We start from the raw sequence: 17,516 nt of genomic DNA, 5'->3' as shown, positions 1-17,516 counted from the left end.
CAGCTCCTCAGTCGGCCTGGGCGTCGCCCGGCACCGCAGGCGCGGCCTCGAGCTGCGCGGCGCTGACCGCATACGGCACGACCGGCTTGCCGATCTCGGCGCGGCTGCCGTTGATCACGATCAGCCGCTCGCCCGGCTTGAGCCCGGCTTCCACCACCCAGTCGTGGCCGACCGTGTCGCCGGTGCGGATCCGCCGCTCCACCACCCGGTTGTGCGCGTCGAGCAACTTCACCAGCGGCTCGCCCTTGCTGTCGCGGGTCACCGCCTGTTGCGGCACCAGGATCGCGCTCGGATCGCTTGCCAACGGCAGCAGCGCACGCAGGTACATGCCGGGCAGCAGCAGGTGCTGCGGATTGGGCACGACCACGCGCAGGGTGACCCCGCCGGTGCCGGGATCGACCGAGCTGCCGACGAACTCCAGCGTGCCCGGATGCGGATAGAAGCGGCCGTCCTCCAGGCGTATCCGCACCGCGATCTTGCCGTCGGCGGCCTTGATCTGGCCGGCATCGAGGCGCTCGCGCAAGGCCAGCATCTGCGTGCTGGACTGGCTCACGTCCAGGTAGATCGGGTCCAGCCGCTGGATCCTGGCCAGTGCCGCGTCCTGCTGCGCGGTCACCAGCGCGCCGGCGGTATAGGCCGAGCTGCCGATGGTGCCGGAGATCGGCGCCGTCACCCGGGTGTAGCCGAGATTGATGCGCGCCGCCTGCAACGATGCCTGCGCCGCCACCACGTTGGCTTCGGCTTCCTGCAGGGCGGCCTGCGCGTCGTCGGCATCCTGCTTGCTGGCCGCGTCCTGCTCGACCAGGGTGCGGTAGCGCGCGGCCTTGGGACGCGCCGCGAGCACGGCGGCCTGGGCCTGCGCGAGCTGCCCGCGTGCGGTGTCGTAGGCGGCCTGATACGGCGCAGGATCGATCCGGTACAGCACCTGCCCGGCCTGGACATCCTGACCCTCGGCGAACAGCCGTTGCCGCAGCAGTCCGTTGACCTGCGGCCGCACGTCGGACACTTCGTAGGCCACGGTGCGCCCGGGCAGCGACTGCTCCACCGGCAGGCTGTGCGGGGCCAGCGCGAGCGTGCCGACCTTGATCGGCGGCGGCGGTTGCGCAGTGGACGAACACCCCGTCGCCATCGCCAGAAACAAAATGGATCCACAGAAAATCAAACAACGAGGCGCGGCGAAGGCGTCGAACATGAGCGTCGAAATCGAGGGGGTGGGAGATCGAAGCGCGCAACGCTACACGAAATGTATTCCCGCTTTATACCCGCACGAAAATGGCAGTCAGCTGCCACTTCAATTTTTCTGCGCGCGCAGAAAGACTGGAGAAAGATTGATCTTTTCGACGATACTTTGGTATCGCATCGCATACGAAAATTGCGCTGTGCGCTGCACTCGCGAACAGCTACAGAGCGCATGCCGGCGTCGTGTCGTGTTGTGGTCACTGGGGTCCGCTGTCAGCCACGATCATGCTGCGCCGGGACTGAAACCCCTCCCACAGTGCAACCGATAAGTTGGCCGCAAGCCCCTGTAGGAGCGGCTTCAGCCGCGACAAATAAAGTGGCGCACTTGCGGCAACCGGAGCGCGTCGGGGCTGAAGCCCCTCACGCAGCGCACCCAACGCGTTGCCGCAAGCCTTGTGGAAGCGACTTCAGCTACGACGAACGCAGCGGCGGAGTCGCAGCACTTGGTCGGCCGCTGCGCCGCGCAGCGCGCAATGGCGAGCGGCACACTTCGGCAAGAACACGTTTTCTGCAGCGCGCCCTGTCACGGCGCACCGCCGCGTGCGCTCAGTCCTCGTCCGCCGCGGCCTCGCGACCCTGCTGGCGGATGATCGCTTCCTGCCGCGCGTCTTCGATCGAGTCGCGCACCGCGCGCACGTCGGCGCGGCGGGTGTCGAACACGAAGCGGCCGCTGAGCGCGCTGTCCGGGCGCAGTTCGCCCTTCTCGTACAGCGCCCACATTTCTTCGCCGTAGTGGGTTTCGTTGAGCTCGGGGGCGAAGCGGCCGAGGCAATCGCGCAGGTTGTGCACGTCGCGCAGCAGCATGTCGCGCGCGGCGTTATTGCCGGCGGCGCTGACCACCTGCGGGAAGTCGATCACCACCGGGCCCTCGGCGGCGACCAGCACGTTGTATTCGGACAGGTCGCCGTGCACCAGGCCCAGGCACAGCATCTTCACCACGTCGCCGATCAATTGCATGTGGAACGCGCGCGCCTGCTCCGGCTCCAGTTCCACCTCGCCCAGCCGCGGCGCGCTCTGCCCGTCGGCATCGGTGACCAGGTCCATCAGCAGCACGCCGTGGAAGTAGCCGCGCGGCTGCGGTACGTGCACGCCGGCGTCCACCAGCTGGTACAGGGTGTTGGCCTCGGTGTCCTTCCACGCGGCTTCCTGCTCGCGGCGGCCGAACTTGGTCGCCTTGCCCATCGCCCGCGCCTGGCGGCTGCCGCGCACCTTGCGGCCCTCCTGGTACTGCACCCGCGCCTGGAAGCTGCGCTGCGCCATGTCCTTGTAGACCTTGGCGCACAGCACCTCGGCGCCGGCCTGGACCACATACACGGCGGCCTCCTTGCCACTCTTGAGCGGGCGCAGCACGCTGTCGATGACGCCGTCCTCGATCAGCGGCTGCAGGCCCTGGGGGGTTTTCATCGGACGCGGGGGACCTTGAAGGGGAAAACCGGATTATGACCCAACCTTGCGTGCATGCCGGGCGACAACTGCGGCATGGCCGGCCGCCAGCGGAGTAAAGTGGCAGCCGCGATCGCCGCCACGGCGGCCGCAGCCGGCAATCCACAGTGCAATCGTCCAGAGGGTGTCATGAGCAAGGGCATGGATCAGAAAAAGAGCGACAAGAAGCAGCCGACCAAGACGCTGAAGGAAAAGCGCGCGGCCAAGAAGGAAAAGAAGAAGTAACAAACGCCTCCGGCGAGCTCGCGCGACGGGCTCGCCGGACTGCGGCCGCAGAGGCGGCGTGCGGCATCCCGGCCCGGCCCGAGGGCGATGCCTCGGCCTGCATCCGCTGCGCTCCCGGCACGTGGGCAACCGTGCCGTGCCTACGCCTACGACGATTCGCCCCTCCTTCACCAGCCCGCCCGCGCGCAGATGCCGCGTTCGCGCATGCCTGGCTAAGCGCAACCTCCCCTCCGTGCTGTCCGTGTCCGGCGATGCCGTCGTTCACCGGTCGCTGCGCCGTGCCTGGCGCATCTCGGTCGACAGCCTCTGCGACTGCAGATGTCTCGGCCCAGGGCCGCAGGCTGCGCCTGGGTGCACCTGCTGCGGACGCTGGCCAGCTGCACGCTGCTGGCCATGGGCCTGACCTGGCGGCCGCAATTGCCCAGGGCCGCACGGACCTTCACGATCGATCGCGCCAGCGGCCGCGCCGTTGCCGGCATCTCCGCGCCCCCCAGCCATGTGCCAGAAGCGCTTCGCGGCCAGGCGCTATCATCGACCGGCGCGCCGCAGCCCGGTGCCTGTCCCCCTCCACCGGAGAATGCCGTGAACCCGATCCGCCCGTTCCTGGACAAGACGCCGCAGCTCGGCGCACGCGTCTACGTGGACCCGGCCTGCACCCTCATCGGCGACGTGGTGCTGGACGAGGACGTGTCGGTGTGGCCGGGCACGGTGATCCGCGGCGACGTCAACCACGTGCGCATCGGCGCGCGCAGCAACATCCAGGACGGCAGCATCATCCACGTCAGCCACCACAGCCCGTTCAACACCGCCGGCTATCCGACCCTGATCGGCGCCGACGTGACCGTGGGCCACGGCTGCATCATCCACGCCTGCACCATCGAGGACCTGTGCCTGATCGGCATGGGCGCGTGCATCCTCGACGGCGCCACGGTGAAGAAATACGGCTTCGTCGGCGCCGGCGCGGTGGTCGGGCCGGGCAAGACCGTCGGCGAGCGCGAACTGTGGCTGGGCAATCCGGCGCGGCTGGCGCGCACGCTCAGCGACAAGGAGGTCGAAAGCCTGCACTACTCCGCGCAGCACTACGTGCGCTTGAAGGATCGCTATCTGGAGGCGGCCGCGGCGTCGCCGCAGTAAGCCGCAAGGCGTCGCGGCTACTGCGCCGCCAGCGCCAGCAGCGCGCGGCCGATCGGCCGCGGCGCCTCGCTGCGCAACACCACGCTGGTGGTCACCGCACCGAACCGTGCCAACGCATCGATGATCGGTTCCAGCTGCGCCGGCGCGGGCACCAGCACGCGCAGCACGAAGCAGTCCTCGCCGGTGACCCGATGCACTTCCAGTACCTGCGGCATCTGCGCGAACTGCTCCAGGCACGCGCCGATCTGCGCATGCGTGGTGCGCAGGCGGACGATGGCCGCCGTCGCCAGGCCCACCACCCGCGGATCGACCCTGGCCGCGTAACCGGTGATCACGCCCTGCTCCTCGAGCCGGCGCACGCGCTCGGACATCGCCGGCTGCGACAGGCCGATGCGCCGCCCCAGCTCCGCCAACGCGATGCGCCCGTCGCACTGCAACGTTTCCAGAATCGCGTGATCCAGGGCATCGCCCTGCCAGGGTTTCGCTGCCACGCTGCTCGTCCTCTCGTCATGCACCTTGGATTCATCGGCAAAACGCCGCCGGCGGCGATGAATCGCCATGGCACGGCGACGCGTGCATCGCGACACTGGCCGCTCTCTCGAACGGAGCGTAGCGCATGCAAGCGGTGGTGATCGTGCCGGGCATCGGCAACTCGGGACCGGGGCATTGGCAAACCCTTTGGCAACAGCGCGACGCGCGCATGCGGCGGCTGCAGCCGGATTCCTTCGCGCAACCGCAACTGCACGATTGGCTGCGCGCGCTCGACCGCTGCGTGCAGCAATGCGCCACGCCGCCGCTGCTGGTCGCGCACAGCCTGGGTTGCCTGCTGGTCGCGCATTGGGCCGCGCGCGCCGAGCGGTTGCCGCGCGGCGCCTTCCTGGTCGCGGTGCCCGATCCGGACAGCGCCGCGTTTCCGCAGGCCGAGGCGGCCAGCTTCGTTCCCGTACCGGCGGCGCCGCTGCCGTTTCCCAGCCTGATCGTGGCCGGCAGCGACGATCCGTACGCAGCGCTGTCCTACAGCCGCCGTCGCGCATCCGAGTGGGGCAGCGGACTCATCGAACTCGACCGCGTGGGACACCTCAATGCGGCCAGCGGCCTGGGCGCGTGGCCGGGCGGCGCGCAGCTGCTGGCCGCGTTCGACGCCGGTATCGGCCACGCGCCCGCCGCGCGCGCCTGACCGCCGCCGCGACGCGGGCGACTGGCGCGGCGTGGCGCTTTGCGCGACACTGCGCGCCTCTGGCGTGGGGACGCCACCGAATGGATTCGCGATGACCAAGACACTTCCGCTGCGCGGCCTGCTGGCCGCTTTCCTGCTTGCGCTGGGCGCCAGTGCCGGATCGGCCGTGGCCGAAGAAGAGCATGCTCAGGAAGAGCACGCCCAAGAAGAGCAGGGCCAGGACGGCATGAGCGCCGAGCAGTTCGTCGCCTCGCTGCATTTCCAGGATGGGCACATCGAAGTGCCGCAGGCCAAGGTGCATTTCGAGCTGAACCACAACTTCCGCTATCTCGGCAAGGACGATGCGCGGCAGGTGCTGGAAACGTACTGGGGCAATCCGCCGGACGACACCGTGCTGGGCCTGATCGTGCCGCGCAAGCCCGCGCTGGACGAGCAGGGCAGCTGGGCGGTGGTGGTCACCTATGCCGACGACGGCTACGTGTCCGACGAGGACGCCAGCAAGATCGACTACCAGGACATGCTCGCGGACATGCAGAAGGAAACCCGCGAGGAGAACACACAGCGCAAGGAAGCCGGCTACGAGAGCGTGGACCTGGTCGGCTGGGCGGTGCCGCCGCGCTACGACGCCGCGAGCAAGAAGCTGTACTGGGCGCGCGAACTGGCGTTCCAGGGCAACGACGGCCACACCCTCAACTACGACATCCGCGTGCTCGGCCGCCACGGCTACCTGAGCCTCAACGCGATCGCCGGCATGGACGCGTTGCCGCAGGTGCGCACCGGCATGCAGCAGTTGCTGCCGATGGCCGAATTCGACAGCGGCGCGCGCTACGCCGACCACAACCCATCCACCGACAAGATCGCCAGCTACGGCCTGGCCACGCTGATCGGCGGCGGCCTGGCGGCCAAGGCCGGCCTGTTCGCCAAGCTCGGCCTGATCCTGGCCAAGGCCTGGAAGCTGGTGGCGCTGGGGCTGATGGCGCTGGCTGGCGGGATCGGCAAGCTGTTCTCCGGGCGCAAGCGCGACGGCGGCACGGTGCGTTGAACGGCCTGCGCGGCATGCTCGCCGCGCTGTCGTGGTCATCGAATGAGGACCTTCCGGCGCCGGCAACGGCGCCCGGCTGGGCAATTGGCGCCGCGCCGGCTAAAGTCGCGGTTCGGAGCAGGACGCAGTCGAGATCACGCATGCCGCCACAGGCAGCCGGCCGGACGGAAGGACGGCCTCCCTACATCGCAGGCACGCATGCGCGCCACGCCGCACTCCGGCGGTGAGCGGCATGCTCGATACCTACCGTGAAGTGATCACGCCCGAAGGCGTGCCGTTGCACCTGCCGGCCGCCGGCGCGGTGCCGCGCGCGCTGGCCTGGCTGATCGACCTGGCGGTGCGCTTCGGCGTGCTGACCCTGATGGGCCTGCTGCTCGGCGCGCTCGGCGGCTTCGGCCAGGGCCTGTACCTGGTGGCGATGTTCCTGGTGTTCTGGGCCTATCCGATCGTGCTCGAAGGCTGGTTCGGGCAGACCCTGGGCAAGAAGGCGCTGGGCCTGCGCGTGGTCTCGCGCGACGGCGCGCCGGCCGGCTGGATGGCGGCGATCACCCGCAACCTGCTGCGCACCGTGGACATGCTGCCGTTCGGCTATGCCGTCGGCCTGATCGCCTGCCTGTTCGACGTGCATGCGCGGCGCCTGGGCGACATGGTCGCCGGCACCCTGGTGATCCACCAGCCGCCGCGCCACGAGACCGGACTGCCGCCGATCACCAGCGCGGCGCCGCCGCCGCTGGCGTTGCTGCCGGCCGAGCAGGCGGCGTTGATCGCCTTCGCCGAGCGCGCGCCGCGGCTGGCACCGGCGCGGCAGTTGGAACTGGCCACGCTGGCGCTGCCGTTGACGCAGACGCCCGGCCAGGCCGGCGTGCTGCGGCTGTATGCGATGGCCAACTGGCTGTTGGGGCGGCGATGAGGCAAGAGCAGTTCATCGCCCGCCATCAGCGCGAGTGGGAGGCCTTCGAGACCTGGCTGCACACGCGCGGACGCAAGCGCCCCGCCAGCGCGAATGCGAGCGCGCCCGACGGCGCCGCGGACGCATGGCGCCTGGCCGACGAAGACATGCCGGCCCGCTACCGGCGGCTCTGCCAGCAGCTGGCGCTGGCGCGCAAGCGCGGCTACAGCCCGCTGGTCACCGCGCGCCTGCAGCAGTTGATGCAGCAGGGCCACACCGAGCTGTACCGGCCGCCGCGGCCGCGCTGGCGGCGCGCGGCCGAGTTCCTGTTCGCCGATTTCCCGCAGCTGGTGCGCAGCCAGGCCGGCTGCATGGCCGCGGCCACCGCGCTGTTCGTGGTGCCGCTGGTCACCATCTTCGTGCTGCTGCAGTACCGGCCGGAACTGATCCACGGGCTGATGGATCCGATGCAGGTCGCGCAGATGGAACGGATGTACGACCCGGCCAGCGCCGCGCACAAGCTCGGCCGCGACAGCGGCGACGACTGGCAGATGTTCGGCCACTACATCATGAACAACATCAGCATCGGCCTGCGCACCTTCGCCAGCGGCCTGCTGGCCGGGCTCGGCACGGTGCTGGTGCTGCTGTTCAACGGCGTCACCATCGGTGCAGTGGCCGGGCACCTGCACCAGATCGGTTACGGCGTGACGTTCTGGCGCTTCGTCGCCGGGCATGCGCCGTTCGAACTGACCGCGATCGTGATCGCCGGCGGCGCCGGCCTGCAACTGGGCCTGAAGCTGCTGGCGCCGGGCCGGCGCCGGCGCATCGACGCGCTGGTCGAAGGCGGCACGATCGGCGCCAAGCTCTGCCTGGGCGTGGCATTCATGCTGCTGGTCGCCGCCTTCATCGAAGCGTTCTGGTCCTCGATCGGCTCGCTGCCGGCGGCGGTGAAGTACGGCGTGTCCGGCCTGCTGTGGACGCTGGTGCTGGTGTGGCTGTGGCGCGGCGGGCGCGGCATGGCGGAGGCCGGCGATGCGGATTGAACGCCTGGACGTGGTGCTGCGCGCACGCTCGGCCTGGGAGGCGATGGAGCTGGGCAGCGCGCTGGTGCGCCGCCATGCCGGCGCGATCTGGAAACCGTGGTTGCTGTTCACCCTGCCGCTGTTCGCGTTGCTCAATCTCGGCGCCTGGGCGATCGACCAGCTCTGGCTGGCCAGCCTGGCGCTGTGGTGGCTGAAGCCGGTGCTGGACCGGATCCCACTGTTCGTGATCTCGCGCGGCGTGTTCGGCGACGTACCCAGCGTGCGCGACACGCTGCGCGCGCAGCTGCGCTGGGGCTGGCGCCCGATGTTCGGCTACCTGACCTGGCGCCGGCTGAGCCCGGCGCGCACGGTGTTCCTGCCGCTGGAATTGCTCGAAGGGGCCAGCGCCGAACAGCAGCGGCAGCGCCGCCGCACCCTGGGCGGCGCGGTGTACGGGCATGCGCTGCTGCTGGCCAGCGTGTGCTGGCATTTCGAGGCGATGCTGCTGCTGGCCTGCATCGCCGCGATCGCGATGTTCGTGCCGGTGGATCTGCTGCCGGAAACCGCGCGCGCGGCGTGGGCGCTGATCGGCGATGAGAACCCGGTGTGGGCCGACGTCGGCCTGAACGCCTTCGGCTGGTTGGCGACGACGCTGATCGAACCGTTCTTCGTCGGCGCCGGCTTCGGCCTGTACCTCAACCGCCGCACCGAGATCGAAGCCTGGGACGTGGAAATGGCGCTGCGCCGGCTGCGCGATCGGCTGGGCGGGGCCGCGCCGCTGCTGCTGGCCCTGGTCCTGCTCGGCGTCCCGGGCGCCGCGCTGCGCGCGCAAAGCGCAGCACCAGGCAGCGAAAGCCCGGTCGCGGCCGATCCGCATGCGCTGTCCCCCGCTCCGGCGACGGAAGCGCCGCACGCCGCCGCCAACGACGCGGACGCCGCGGACGACGGCACCGCGATGGGCGATCCGCACAAGGCTCAGGACGATGGAGATGACGAAGACGCTGCCGAGCCGGCCGCGCTCGACGACATCTTCAACACCGTCCCCGCCGCCGACGCGCGCTTCGACCGCGCCGCCGACCGCGCCTACGAAGATCCGCTGCTGTCGGGCAAGCGCAGCATCGGCTACTGGAAGAAGCGCGACCGCAACGAGGACCAGGACGAGGAGAAGAAATCCGATCAGAGCAAGCTCGATCCACGCTTCGGTCAGGGCTTGCTGGCGAGCGTGGCGGCCGTGTTCGCGTTCGTCGGCGAATGGGGCATGTGGTTGCTGGCCGGCATACTGGTGCTGGTCCTGCTGCTGACCGCCAAGCGCTGGCTACCGTGGATGCGCGGCAGCGTGCGCAAGCGTGCCCCGGTCGAAACGCCGGTGGCGCATGCGCCGGTGCTGAGCGCCGAGCCGCTGCCGGACGACGTCGCCACCATCGCGCGTCGCTTGTGGCGCGAAGGCCAGCAACGCAACGCGCTGGCGCTGCTGTACCGCGCCAGCGTGCAGACCGTCTGCGAACGCGCCAACCTGGTGCTGCCGCCCGGCGCCACCGAAGCGCAATGCCTGCGCGCCTCCAGGCGCCTGCCGGACGAAGCCGACCGCAGCCTGTTCGCGCGCATGGTGCGCACCTGGCAATACGCCGCCTACGCCGCGCGCCTGCCCGACGACGACGCCTTCGCCGGCTTGCTCGACGAACTGCAGCAGCAATACCGGTGGCGCGCATGAACAGCGGCACCCGCAATGCGCTGATCTTCCTGCTCGGGCTGCTGGTGACCAGCGTGCTGGCGGCCTGGTTCCTGGGCCGCTACGAACGCGCGGAACGCGAACTGGCGCTGCCGCCGCGCGGCGAGGCCGCGTACAACCCGCTGTATGCGTTGCGCCAGACCCTGCGCGCCGACGGCGTGCGCGCCGAGTCGCGGCAGCGCCTGGACCTGGCGGCGATGCGCCTGCAGCCGCATGACAGCGTGCTGCTGTTCGGCGACCCGCGCATGCTGAGCAAGGCCGACAGCGATGCGCTGCTGGCCTGGGTCGAGCGCGGCGGGCACCTGATCCTGCGCACGCCGGCGGCCGACGGCGACGGCGACAAGACCACGCTGCCTATCTTCGATGCGCTCGATGTCAGCCTGGAGGACGGCACGCCGGACGACTGCCTGAAACTGGCCGTTCCCGGGCAGCCCGAACACAGCGAGTTCTGCAACGGCAGGCGTTTCCAGGTCGACTATGACGCGGCGAGCAACCTGTGGGGGAGCGACGAGGACTACGCCTACGCGCGCCTGCCGTACGGCGACGGCAACGTCGACGTGCTGGCGGAGATGGACTTCCTGCAGAACGAGGATTCGCGCATGCGCAAGACCCTCGAAACCAAGGGGTCGCCGATGGAGGACTCGCCGTTCTTCCGCCAGGGCGGCCTGCGCGACGTGCCGCATCGCCTGCTGGCGCGGCAGATCCTGGCGCCCAACTACGGCCACGGCACCATCTATCTGATCTACTCCGCCGAACTGCCGTCGCTGTGGCGCACGCTGTTCACCCGCGGCTGGCCGGCCTGGCTGCCGGCGCTGCTGATGCTGCTGGCCTGGCTCTGGTCGCGCATGCAGCGCTTCGGTCCGCTGCGCGCCTCGCCGGCCGGCGACCGCCGCTCGCTGCTGGAACACGTGCGCGCCAGCGGCGAGCACCTGTTCCGCTACGGCAAGTCCGCGCTGCTGTACGCGGCGATACGCCAGGCGTTCCTGACCCGGCTGCGGCGCCGCGCGCCGCTCGCCGCCGCGCTGCAGGGTGCTGCGCAGGCCGCGGCCATCGCCGAACGCCTGAACCTGTCGCCGGCGCAGGTCGAACACGCGCTGCAGGCGCCAGCGCCCAAACACCACGCCGCCTTCCGCGATCGCATTCGCCTCCTCGTCCAGATGAGAAACCAGTTATGACCACCGCCCCCGCCGAATCCGTCGCCCCCCTCACCGGCCCTGCCCTGATCGAACGCGTCGAGGCGATCCGCGACGCGGTCGGCCAGGCCTTCATCGGCCAGCCGGAGGTGCTCGAGCAGATCCTGATCGCGCTGCTGGCCGGCGGCCACGTGCTGATCGAAGGCGTTCCCGGGCTGGGCAAGACCCTACTGGTGCGCGCGTTGGCGCAGGCGCTGGAACTGAACTACGCGCGCGTGCAGTTCACCCCCGATCTGATGCCCAGCGACGTCAGCGGCCATGCCGTGTACGACCCCAAGACCGAGAGCTTCAAGATCCGCCGCGGCCCGGTGTTCACCCACCTGCTGTTGGCCGACGAGATCAACCGCGCCCCGGCCAAGACCCAGTCGGCGCTGCTGGAAGTGATGCAGGAAGGCCAGGTCACCATCGAGGGCAAAGCGTTTCCGCTGGCGCCGCCGTTCCTGGCCCTGGCCACGCAGAACCCGGTCGAACAGGAAGGCACCTATCCGCTGCCCGAAGCGCAGCTGGACCGTTTCCTGCTGAAGATCTTGATCGACTATCCGCAGCTCGAAGACGAAAAGCGCATGGTGGAAGCGGTCACCACCGGGCGCAGCGCCGGCGACTTCGACCTGTCGCAGGTGCCGCGCGTGCTCAGCGCCGACGACGTGGTGGCGATGCAGTTGGGCACCGCCGCGATCGTGGTGGACCCGCAGGTGATCGACTACGCGGTGCGCATCGTCGCCGCCACCCGCAGCTGGCCGGGCATCGCGCTCGGCGCCGGCCCGCGCGGCAGCATCGCGCTGATCCGCGCCGCGCGCGCGCAGGCGGTGCTGTCCGGCCGCGACTTCGTCACCCCCGACGACATCCGCGACATCGCCAAGCCGGCACTGCGCCACCGCATCGCGCTGGCCCCGGAACTGCAGATCGAAGGCCAGAGCGCCGACGACGCGCTGGGCGCACTGCTGGCGAAGGTGGAGGCGCCGAGGAAATGAGCCGGGAGTCGGGATTGGGGATTGGGGATTCGGCAGAGCCCGCACCGGCGGCGATGCCGGCATTCCCTGATCGAGTCCGAACTGCTGCCAGTGCGGCCTTGGGTGCACGCGCCGCGCTGTTGCGATTCCCCATTCCCGAATCCCCAATCCCGGCCACTCATCCATGAGACCTGCTCCGCCACTGCTCGCCCTGCTCGGCCTATGGGCGCTGTGCGGCCTGGCCACGGCACTGGAGTTCCTGTCGCTGTGGCCGTGGCAAGCGCTGGGTGCGGCGATCGGCGTGATCGCGGCGGTCGATGCGTGGCGGCTGTGGCGCAGCCCCACCCCGCAGTTGCGCCGCGAACTGCCGGAAGCCTTGCCGCTGGGCGTGGAGCGCGAGGCCGGGCTGCGCATCGACAGCGCGCAGTGGCAGACGCTGGACGTGTTCGATCTGGTGCCCGGCGGCTGGTGGATGCAGGGCCTGCCGCGGCGCGTGACCCTGCAAGCGGCCAGCGAAACCCACCTCAGCTACCGGCTGCGCCCGACCGCGCGCGGCCGTTTCGAATTTCCCGGCACCCATCTGCGCCTGCATTCGGCCTGGCGCCTGTGGCGGCAGCGGCGCGTGGCCGGCGCGGCGCAGACCGTGCGCGTGTATCCGAACTTCGCGCCGCTGACCCGCTTCGCCCTGTTCAGTGCCGAACAGGCCTCGCGGCTGGTCGGCGCGCACCTGAAGCGGCGCCGCGGCGAAGGCACCGACTTCCACCAGATGCGCGAATACCGCGTCGGCGACAGCCTGCGCCAGATCGACTGGAAGGCCACCTCGCGCGCGCGCAAGCTGATCTCGCGCGAGTACCAGGACGAGAAGAACCAGCAGCTGCTGATGCTGATCGACACCGGGCGGCGAATGATGGCCAGCGAGAGCGGCCTGTCGCATTTCGACAACGTGCTCAATGCCGCGCTGGTGGTGTCGTACCTGGCGCTGCGCCAGGGCGATGCGGTGGGCCTGATGGCCAGCGGCGGCGACGCGCGCTGGGTCGCACCGCAGCGCGGGATGGGCACGGTCGATGCGCTGCTGCGCGCCAGCTACGACCTGCAGCCGCAGGCGGTGGCCACCGATTACCTGGCGGCGGCGACCGAACTGTCGCTGCGCCAGCGCCGCCGTTCGCTGGTGATGCTGATCAGCAACGTGCGCGACGAAGACATCGAAGACCTGCTCGCCGCGGTGCGGCTGCTGCAACGCCGGCACCTGGTGTGCGTGGCCAGCCTGCGCGAGCACGCGCTGGACCAGGCGCTGAGCCAGGACGTGCACGACCTGCAGCAGGCGGTGCAGGCCGGCGCGGTGGCGCGTTATCTGCAACAACGCGGCGACGCCCACGACGCCCTGCGCAGCCACGGCGTGATGGTGCTCGACGTCACCGGCGAGGAACTGCCGGGCGCGCTGGTGGAACGCTATCTCGCGGTCAAACGCGACGGGTTGTTGTAGCGGCAACGCGCAGCTCGCGGAACAGCGTTGCCGGCGAAACGGCGCGCGATCGCTGCAGCGTCCAAGCACGCAAGCGATCCGCAGATGCCAAGGCGGCGTTCATTCGCAGCGTTGCAGCAACCTGTCCAGCTCGGATGCCGAAACGCCGGACGGCGCCTTCTCCTTGATCAAGTCGTAGCAGGCCACGGCCGACAAGCTGGCGACAAGCGCTGCGCCGCGACTCCCGGCCACCGGCGAGAAGCAGCCGGGCTGCGCTGGTGAACGTTACCTCGCATTTAGCGCGACCGATCTTTGTCGTCGCGCAGCCGCGACACGGACGATCTCGTAGACAAGTCGTACCGGTGCCGCTGCGCTGCTGCGTGCGCCTCTGAGCGCGTCATCGCGCGGTAATCCCGCGCTTCGCTATGCGCAGCCTGGCGCTAGCCGCGGATGATGTTGCTGCACTTCGAATTCATATTTCAGTGCTCGGCACATTTTTGCCGTCTATGGCAAAAACCTTACACGCGCCGTCATAAAAGCGTTCGCGGATGGTCATTTAGCGCTCCTATGGTCCTCGCCGCATTGCAGCGGTCTTCATAGCGGCATCGCGCCGCGCGCCGAAGTTCAGGGGATATTTTCAGATGGAGTTGCGAATCTTCGCAGCGCTCGGCATGGCCGTGTGCGGCGTGCCGTGCGCCTTCGCCGCAGACGCGCCGACCGCGCGTTTCGACGTGATGGCCTATCAGGTCGTCGGCAACAGCGAATTGAGCGCAACGGAAATTGAGCGCGCGGTGTATCCGTTTCTCGGCCCGCAACGCAGCGAGGCCGATGTGGAAGCGGCGCGCGCCGCGTTGCAGACGCTGTACGCGGGCAAGGGCCTGGCCACGGTGGCGGTGAGCATTCCCGAGCAGGATGCAGGCAATGGTCTCGTCACCTTGCAGGTCAGCGAGCAGCGCATCGGCCGCTTGCGGGTCAATGGCGCGGATTATTTTTCTCCCGACGCCATCGCCGATGGCGCGCCGTCGCTGCAGGAAGGCACCGTGCCCGACTTCAACGCCGTGCAGCGCGATATCGTCGCGCTGAACCAGTGGCCGGACCGCCGCGTCACCCCCGACGTCAAGCCGGGCGCGCAGCCGAACACGGTGGACGTGGACTTGAACGTGGAGGACACGCTGCCGCTGCACGGCAGCCTGGAGCTCAACAACCGCAACAGCGCCAATACCTCGGAACTGCGGCTGAGCGGGTCGGTGCGCTACGACAATCTGTGGCAACGCGGCCACAGCCTGACCTTCTCGGCGCAGACCGCGCCGCAACAGCCGTCCGATGCGCGGGTGTTTTCCGCTTCGTACCTGGCGCGTTTCGGCGCATCGCCGTGGTCGCTGCTCGGCTACACGGTGCGCAGCGACAGCGAGGTCGCCGCGATCGGCGGCTTCAACGTGATCGGCAACGGCAGCCTGTCCGGCCTGCGCCTGATCCGTGCGCTGCCGGCCGATGCCGGCTTCTTCCACAGCCTGAGCATCGGCGCCGACTACAAGGACTTCAAGGAAGACACCCTGTTCGGCGGCGACCGCAGCTCCGCGCCGATCCGCTACCTGCCGCTCAGCGCCGCCTACAACGCCACCTGGAGCCAGCCGCGCGGCACCGACACGCTGGAGTTGACCGCGACGATGAACGTGCGCGGCGTCGGCGACGACAGCGCGCGCTTCGACATCAAGCGCTACAAGGCGCGCTCCAACTTCTTCCACCTGCGCACCGACGCCTCGCGCACGCGCAGCTTCGGCAGCGACTACCAGTGGTATGCGCGACTGCAGACCCAGCTGGCGTCCGAGCCGCTGATCAGCAACGAGCAATTCAGCATCGGCGGCATGGACAGCGTGCGCGGCTATGCCGAAAGCCAGGCGCTGGGCGATTACGGCGCCGCCGGCCAGTTCGAACTGCGCAGTCCCTCGTTCGCCTCCGCGGCCGGGCGCATGGTGCAGGAAGCGCGCGTGCACGCGTTCGTGGACGCCGGCTATGCGCGCATCCACGACCCGCTGCCCGAGCAGTCGGTCAGCGAAACCCTGGTGTCGACCGGACTGGGCGCGGCCTTCAAGGCGTTCGCGCATCTCAACGGTGCGCTGGAAGTGGCGGCGCCGCTGTCCAGCCCCGGCGGGCACAAGCAGAAAGACATCAACGTGCTGTTCCGGCTGTGGAGCGAGTTCTGACGCCGGCGTCGTTCAAACATCAATTGGGGTAGATCGTGATCAGACTGCGTATGTTCGTGCTGCTGGGGTTGTTGTTGCTCGCGTTGCCGGCGATGGCCGCGACATGGTGGGACGGCAAGTGGAACTATCGAGCCAAGCTCACCCTGGAGACCACGTCCACCGGTGCGGCGCTGAGCCAGCCGTCCGGGCGCACCCAGGTGCTGGTGCGCCTGCACGCGGGCAATTTCAACTTCGCCGATGCCAAGGCCGACGGCAGCGACGTGCGTTTCGTCGCCGGCGACGACCGCACGCCGCTGAAGTACCACTTCGAGAAATACGACGGCCTGGTCGACCAGGTGGCGCTGGCCTGGGTCGATCTGCCCGACCTGCCGGCCAACGCGAGCACGCCGTTATACGTCTACTTCGGCAACCCCGAGGCCAGCGGCGGCAGCGACGCCAAGGGCAGCTACGACGCCGACACCGTGGCGGTCTATCACTTCGCCAGTGCGCAAGCCGCCGGTGCCGACAGCACCGCCTACGGCAACAACACCGCCACGACACCGACCCTGGCCGACACCGCGCTGATCGGCGCCGGCCTGCGCCTGGACGGACGCGCGCCGGTGACGATCCCCACCTCGGCCTCGTTGACCTGGCCAGCGGCGCAGCCGGCGACCGTGTCGCTGTGGGCCAAGCCGGCCAGCGCAAATGCCTCGGGCGTGCTGCTGGCGCTGCCTGGCGTGCTCACCCTGCGCCTGGACGAAGGCCGCGTGCTGGCCGAGTTCGGCGCGACCGCGCAGATCGCCGCCACCACCGCGCTGCCGGTCGATGCCTGGGCGCATGTGGCGCTGCGCAGCGACGGCAAGACCGCGACCCTGTTCGTCAACGGCCAGCCCGCCGGCGAGACCGCGGTGGCATTGCCGGCCAGCAGCGGCGGCCTGCTGCTCGGCGGCGAATCCGGCGCGGCGCGGCCGAACTTCATCGGCGTGCTCGACGAGGTCGAAATCGCCAAAAACACGCGTGCGATCGGCGCGATCGAAGCGGCGGCGCGCAGCCAGGGCGTGGACGCGCGGCTGCTGCGCTTCGATCCGGTCGAACAGCATTCCGGCGATGGCGGCCACAACTACTTCGGCATCCTGATCGCCGCGCTGACCCCGGATGCGTGGGCGGTGATCGGGATCCTGGGGGTGATGGCGCTGATCAGCTGGTGGGTGATGGTGCGCAAGGGCCTGTACCTCAACGCCACCGCCGGCGCCAACGCGCGCTTCCTGCACGCCTACCGCCAGCAGGTGGCCGCGCATCCGCTGCACGCCCCGCACTGGCAGCAGCTCGGCACCAGCGCCGGCGTGCGCTCCAATCTGGCGCGGCTGCTGCAGGTCGGGCAGCAGGAACTGCGCGAACGCCTGCAGGCCAGCGGGACCAACGTGGTGCGTCCGCAGTCGATTGCCGCGATCCGCTCGGCGCTGGACGCGGCCGCAGTGCGCGAAGGCCAGCGCATCCACAAGAGCATGGTGTTGCTGACCATCGCCATTTCCGGCGGCCCGTTCTTGGGCCTGCTCGGCACCGTGGTCGGGGTCATGATCACCTTCGCCGCGGTGGCCGCGGCCGGCGACGTCAACATCAACGCGATCGCCCCCGGCATCGCCGCCGCGCTGCTGGCCACGGTGGCCGGCCTGGCCGTCGCGATCCCCGCGCTGTTCGGCTACAACTATCTGCTCAGCCAGGCCGAAGCGGTCTCGGCGGACATGCAGGTGTTCGTCGACGAACTGGAAAAACGCATCGCCGAAGACTATGCCGGCGACGCGCCGGTCCGCGTGGGCGGAGGCTGAGC

Annotated in this window: 15 protein-coding genes; 12 read left to right on the top strand and 3 right to left on the bottom strand. The window is 69.6% G+C overall.

Going from position 1 to position 17,516, the window contains the following annotated elements; translation table 11 throughout:
• Positions 1 to 7: 7 nt before the first annotated feature.
• Positions 8 to 1,192 carry an efflux RND transporter periplasmic adaptor subunit gene (locus HEP74_RS02165; protein ID WP_185814995.1) on the bottom strand — a complete coding sequence of 395 codons (1,185 nt, stop codon included), beginning with the start codon at positions 1,190 to 1,192 and terminating at the stop codon, positions 8 to 10.
• A 593-nt stretch (positions 1,193 to 1,785) separates the two neighbouring features.
• Positions 1,786 to 2,643, bottom strand: a complete 858-nt coding sequence (locus HEP74_RS02160; protein WP_179570936.1) for a PA4780 family RIO1-like protein kinase — start codon at positions 2,641 to 2,643, stop codon at positions 1,786 to 1,788.
• A gap of 54 nt (positions 2,644 to 2,697) precedes the next feature.
• On the opposite strand from HEP74_RS02160, the gene HEP74_RS02155 reads away from it, so the two are divergent.
• Positions 2,698 to 2,907 (top strand): hypothetical protein, encoded by a 210-nt coding sequence (locus HEP74_RS02155; RefSeq protein WP_185816765.1) that lies wholly within the window; start codon positions 2,698 to 2,700, stop codon positions 2,905 to 2,907.
• Positions 2,908 to 3,489: 582 nt separating this feature from the next.
• Entirely contained in the window at positions 3,490 to 4,041 is a 552-nt protein-coding gene (locus HEP74_RS02150) for a gamma carbonic anhydrase family protein (RefSeq protein WP_185814994.1), read from the top strand.
• Between the two features lie 17 nt (positions 4,042 to 4,058).
• Here HEP74_RS02150 and HEP74_RS02145 read toward each other — a convergent pair whose 3' ends face one another.
• Complete coding sequence (locus HEP74_RS02145; protein ID WP_185814993.1) at positions 4,059 to 4,532, bottom strand: Lrp/AsnC family transcriptional regulator; 474 nt, start codon at positions 4,530 to 4,532, stop codon at positions 4,059 to 4,061.
• A 125-nt stretch (positions 4,533 to 4,657) separates the two neighbouring features.
• Here HEP74_RS02145 and HEP74_RS02140 point away from each other — a divergent pair, with 125 nt between their 5' ends.
• The 10 genes from HEP74_RS02140 (at position 4,658) to HEP74_RS02095 (ending at position 17,514) form a co-directional block, all read left to right on the top strand.
• Entirely contained in the window at positions 4,658 to 5,218 is a 561-nt protein-coding gene (locus HEP74_RS02140; protein WP_185814992.1) for an RBBP9/YdeN family alpha/beta hydrolase, read from the top strand.
• Positions 5,219 to 5,309: 91 nt separating this feature from the next.
• Positions 5,310 to 6,260, top strand: coding sequence for a DUF2167 domain-containing protein (locus HEP74_RS02135; RefSeq protein ID WP_185814991.1), 951 nt, complete (start codon positions 5,310 to 5,312; stop codon positions 6,258 to 6,260).
• Positions 6,261 to 6,492: 232 nt separating this feature from the next.
• Positions 6,493 to 7,170 (top strand): RDD family protein, encoded by a 678-nt coding sequence (locus HEP74_RS02130; protein ID WP_185814990.1) that lies wholly within the window; start codon positions 6,493 to 6,495, stop codon positions 7,168 to 7,170.
• Positions 7,167 to 8,192, top strand: coding sequence for a stage II sporulation protein M (locus tag HEP74_RS02125; RefSeq protein ID WP_185814989.1), 1,026 nt, complete (start codon positions 7,167 to 7,169; stop codon positions 8,190 to 8,192). The genes HEP74_RS02130 and HEP74_RS02125 overlap by 4 nt, the downstream gene beginning before the upstream one ends.
• The gene (locus HEP74_RS02120) at positions 8,182 to 9,882 is read left to right on the top strand and encodes a DUF4129 domain-containing protein (protein WP_185814988.1); all 1,701 of its coding nucleotides are present in this window, start codon (positions 8,182 to 8,184) and stop codon (positions 9,880 to 9,882) included. Before HEP74_RS02125 ends, HEP74_RS02120 begins: the two co-directional genes overlap by 11 nt.
• On the top strand, positions 9,879 to 11,075 hold the full coding sequence (locus tag HEP74_RS02115) for a DUF4350 domain-containing protein (protein ID WP_185814987.1): 1,197 nt from the start codon (positions 9,879 to 9,881) through the stop codon (positions 11,073 to 11,075). The genes HEP74_RS02120 and HEP74_RS02115 overlap by 4 nt, the downstream gene beginning before the upstream one ends.
• The gene (locus HEP74_RS02110) at positions 11,072 to 12,064 is read left to right on the top strand and encodes an AAA family ATPase (protein WP_185814986.1); all 993 of its coding nucleotides are present in this window, start codon (positions 11,072 to 11,074) and stop codon (positions 12,062 to 12,064) included. The genes HEP74_RS02115 and HEP74_RS02110 overlap by 4 nt, the downstream gene beginning before the upstream one ends.
• Positions 12,065 to 12,227: 163 nt before the next feature.
• Positions 12,228 to 13,526 (top strand): DUF58 domain-containing protein, encoded by a 1,299-nt coding sequence (locus tag HEP74_RS02105; protein ID WP_185814985.1) that lies wholly within the window; start codon positions 12,228 to 12,230, stop codon positions 13,524 to 13,526.
• A 620-nt stretch (positions 13,527 to 14,146) separates the two neighbouring features.
• Positions 14,147 to 15,709: a ShlB/FhaC/HecB family hemolysin secretion/activation protein gene (locus HEP74_RS02100; protein ID WP_255427857.1), complete on the top strand. Its 1,563-nt coding sequence runs from the start codon at positions 14,147 to 14,149 to the stop codon at positions 15,707 to 15,709.
• 35 nt (positions 15,710 to 15,744) lie between these two features.
• Entirely contained in the window at positions 15,745 to 17,514 is a 1,770-nt protein-coding gene (locus HEP74_RS02095) for a DUF2341 domain-containing protein (RefSeq protein WP_185814984.1), read from the top strand.
• Positions 17,515 to 17,516 lie beyond the last annotated feature (2 nt).

Source organism: Xanthomonas sp. SS (assembly GCF_014236835.1).
GTDB lineage: Bacteria > Pseudomonadota > Gammaproteobacteria > Xanthomonadales > Xanthomonadaceae > Xanthomonas_A.
The sequence above is the reverse complement of the archived record's forward strand: the minus strand, read 5'-3'. Positions and strand labels throughout refer to the sequence as shown.

Excerpts from the sequence above, each read along its gene's own strand:
- HEP74_RS02165 (WP_185814995.1), bottom strand. The coding sequence starts at position 1,192 with ATGTTCGACGCCTTCGCCGCGCCTCGTTGTTTGATTTTCTGTGGATCC.
- HEP74_RS02160 (WP_179570936.1), bottom strand. The coding sequence starts at position 2,643 with ATGAAAACCCCCCAGGGCCTGCAGCCGCTGATCGAGGACGGCGTCATC.
- HEP74_RS02155 (WP_185816765.1), top strand. The coding sequence starts at position 2,698 with ATGCCGGGCGACAACTGCGGCATGGCCGGCCGCCAGCGGAGTAAAGTG.
- HEP74_RS02140 (WP_185814992.1), top strand. The coding sequence starts at position 4,658 with ATGCAAGCGGTGGTGATCGTGCCGGGCATCGGCAACTCGGGACCGGGG.
- HEP74_RS02135 (WP_185814991.1), top strand. The coding sequence starts at position 5,310 with ATGACCAAGACACTTCCGCTGCGCGGCCTGCTGGCCGCTTTCCTGCTT.
- HEP74_RS02130 (WP_185814990.1), top strand. The coding sequence starts at position 6,493 with ATGCTCGATACCTACCGTGAAGTGATCACGCCCGAAGGCGTGCCGTTG.
- HEP74_RS02125 (WP_185814989.1), top strand. The coding sequence starts at position 7,167 with ATGAGGCAAGAGCAGTTCATCGCCCGCCATCAGCGCGAGTGGGAGGCC.
- HEP74_RS02120 (WP_185814988.1), top strand. The coding sequence starts at position 8,182 with ATGCGGATTGAACGCCTGGACGTGGTGCTGCGCGCACGCTCGGCCTGG.
- HEP74_RS02115 (WP_185814987.1), top strand. The coding sequence starts at position 9,879 with ATGAACAGCGGCACCCGCAATGCGCTGATCTTCCTGCTCGGGCTGCTG.
- HEP74_RS02110 (WP_185814986.1), top strand. The coding sequence starts at position 11,072 with ATGACCACCGCCCCCGCCGAATCCGTCGCCCCCCTCACCGGCCCTGCC.
- HEP74_RS02105 (WP_185814985.1), top strand. The coding sequence starts at position 12,228 with ATGAGACCTGCTCCGCCACTGCTCGCCCTGCTCGGCCTATGGGCGCTG.
- HEP74_RS02100 (WP_255427857.1), top strand. The coding sequence starts at position 14,147 with ATGGAGTTGCGAATCTTCGCAGCGCTCGGCATGGCCGTGTGCGGCGTG.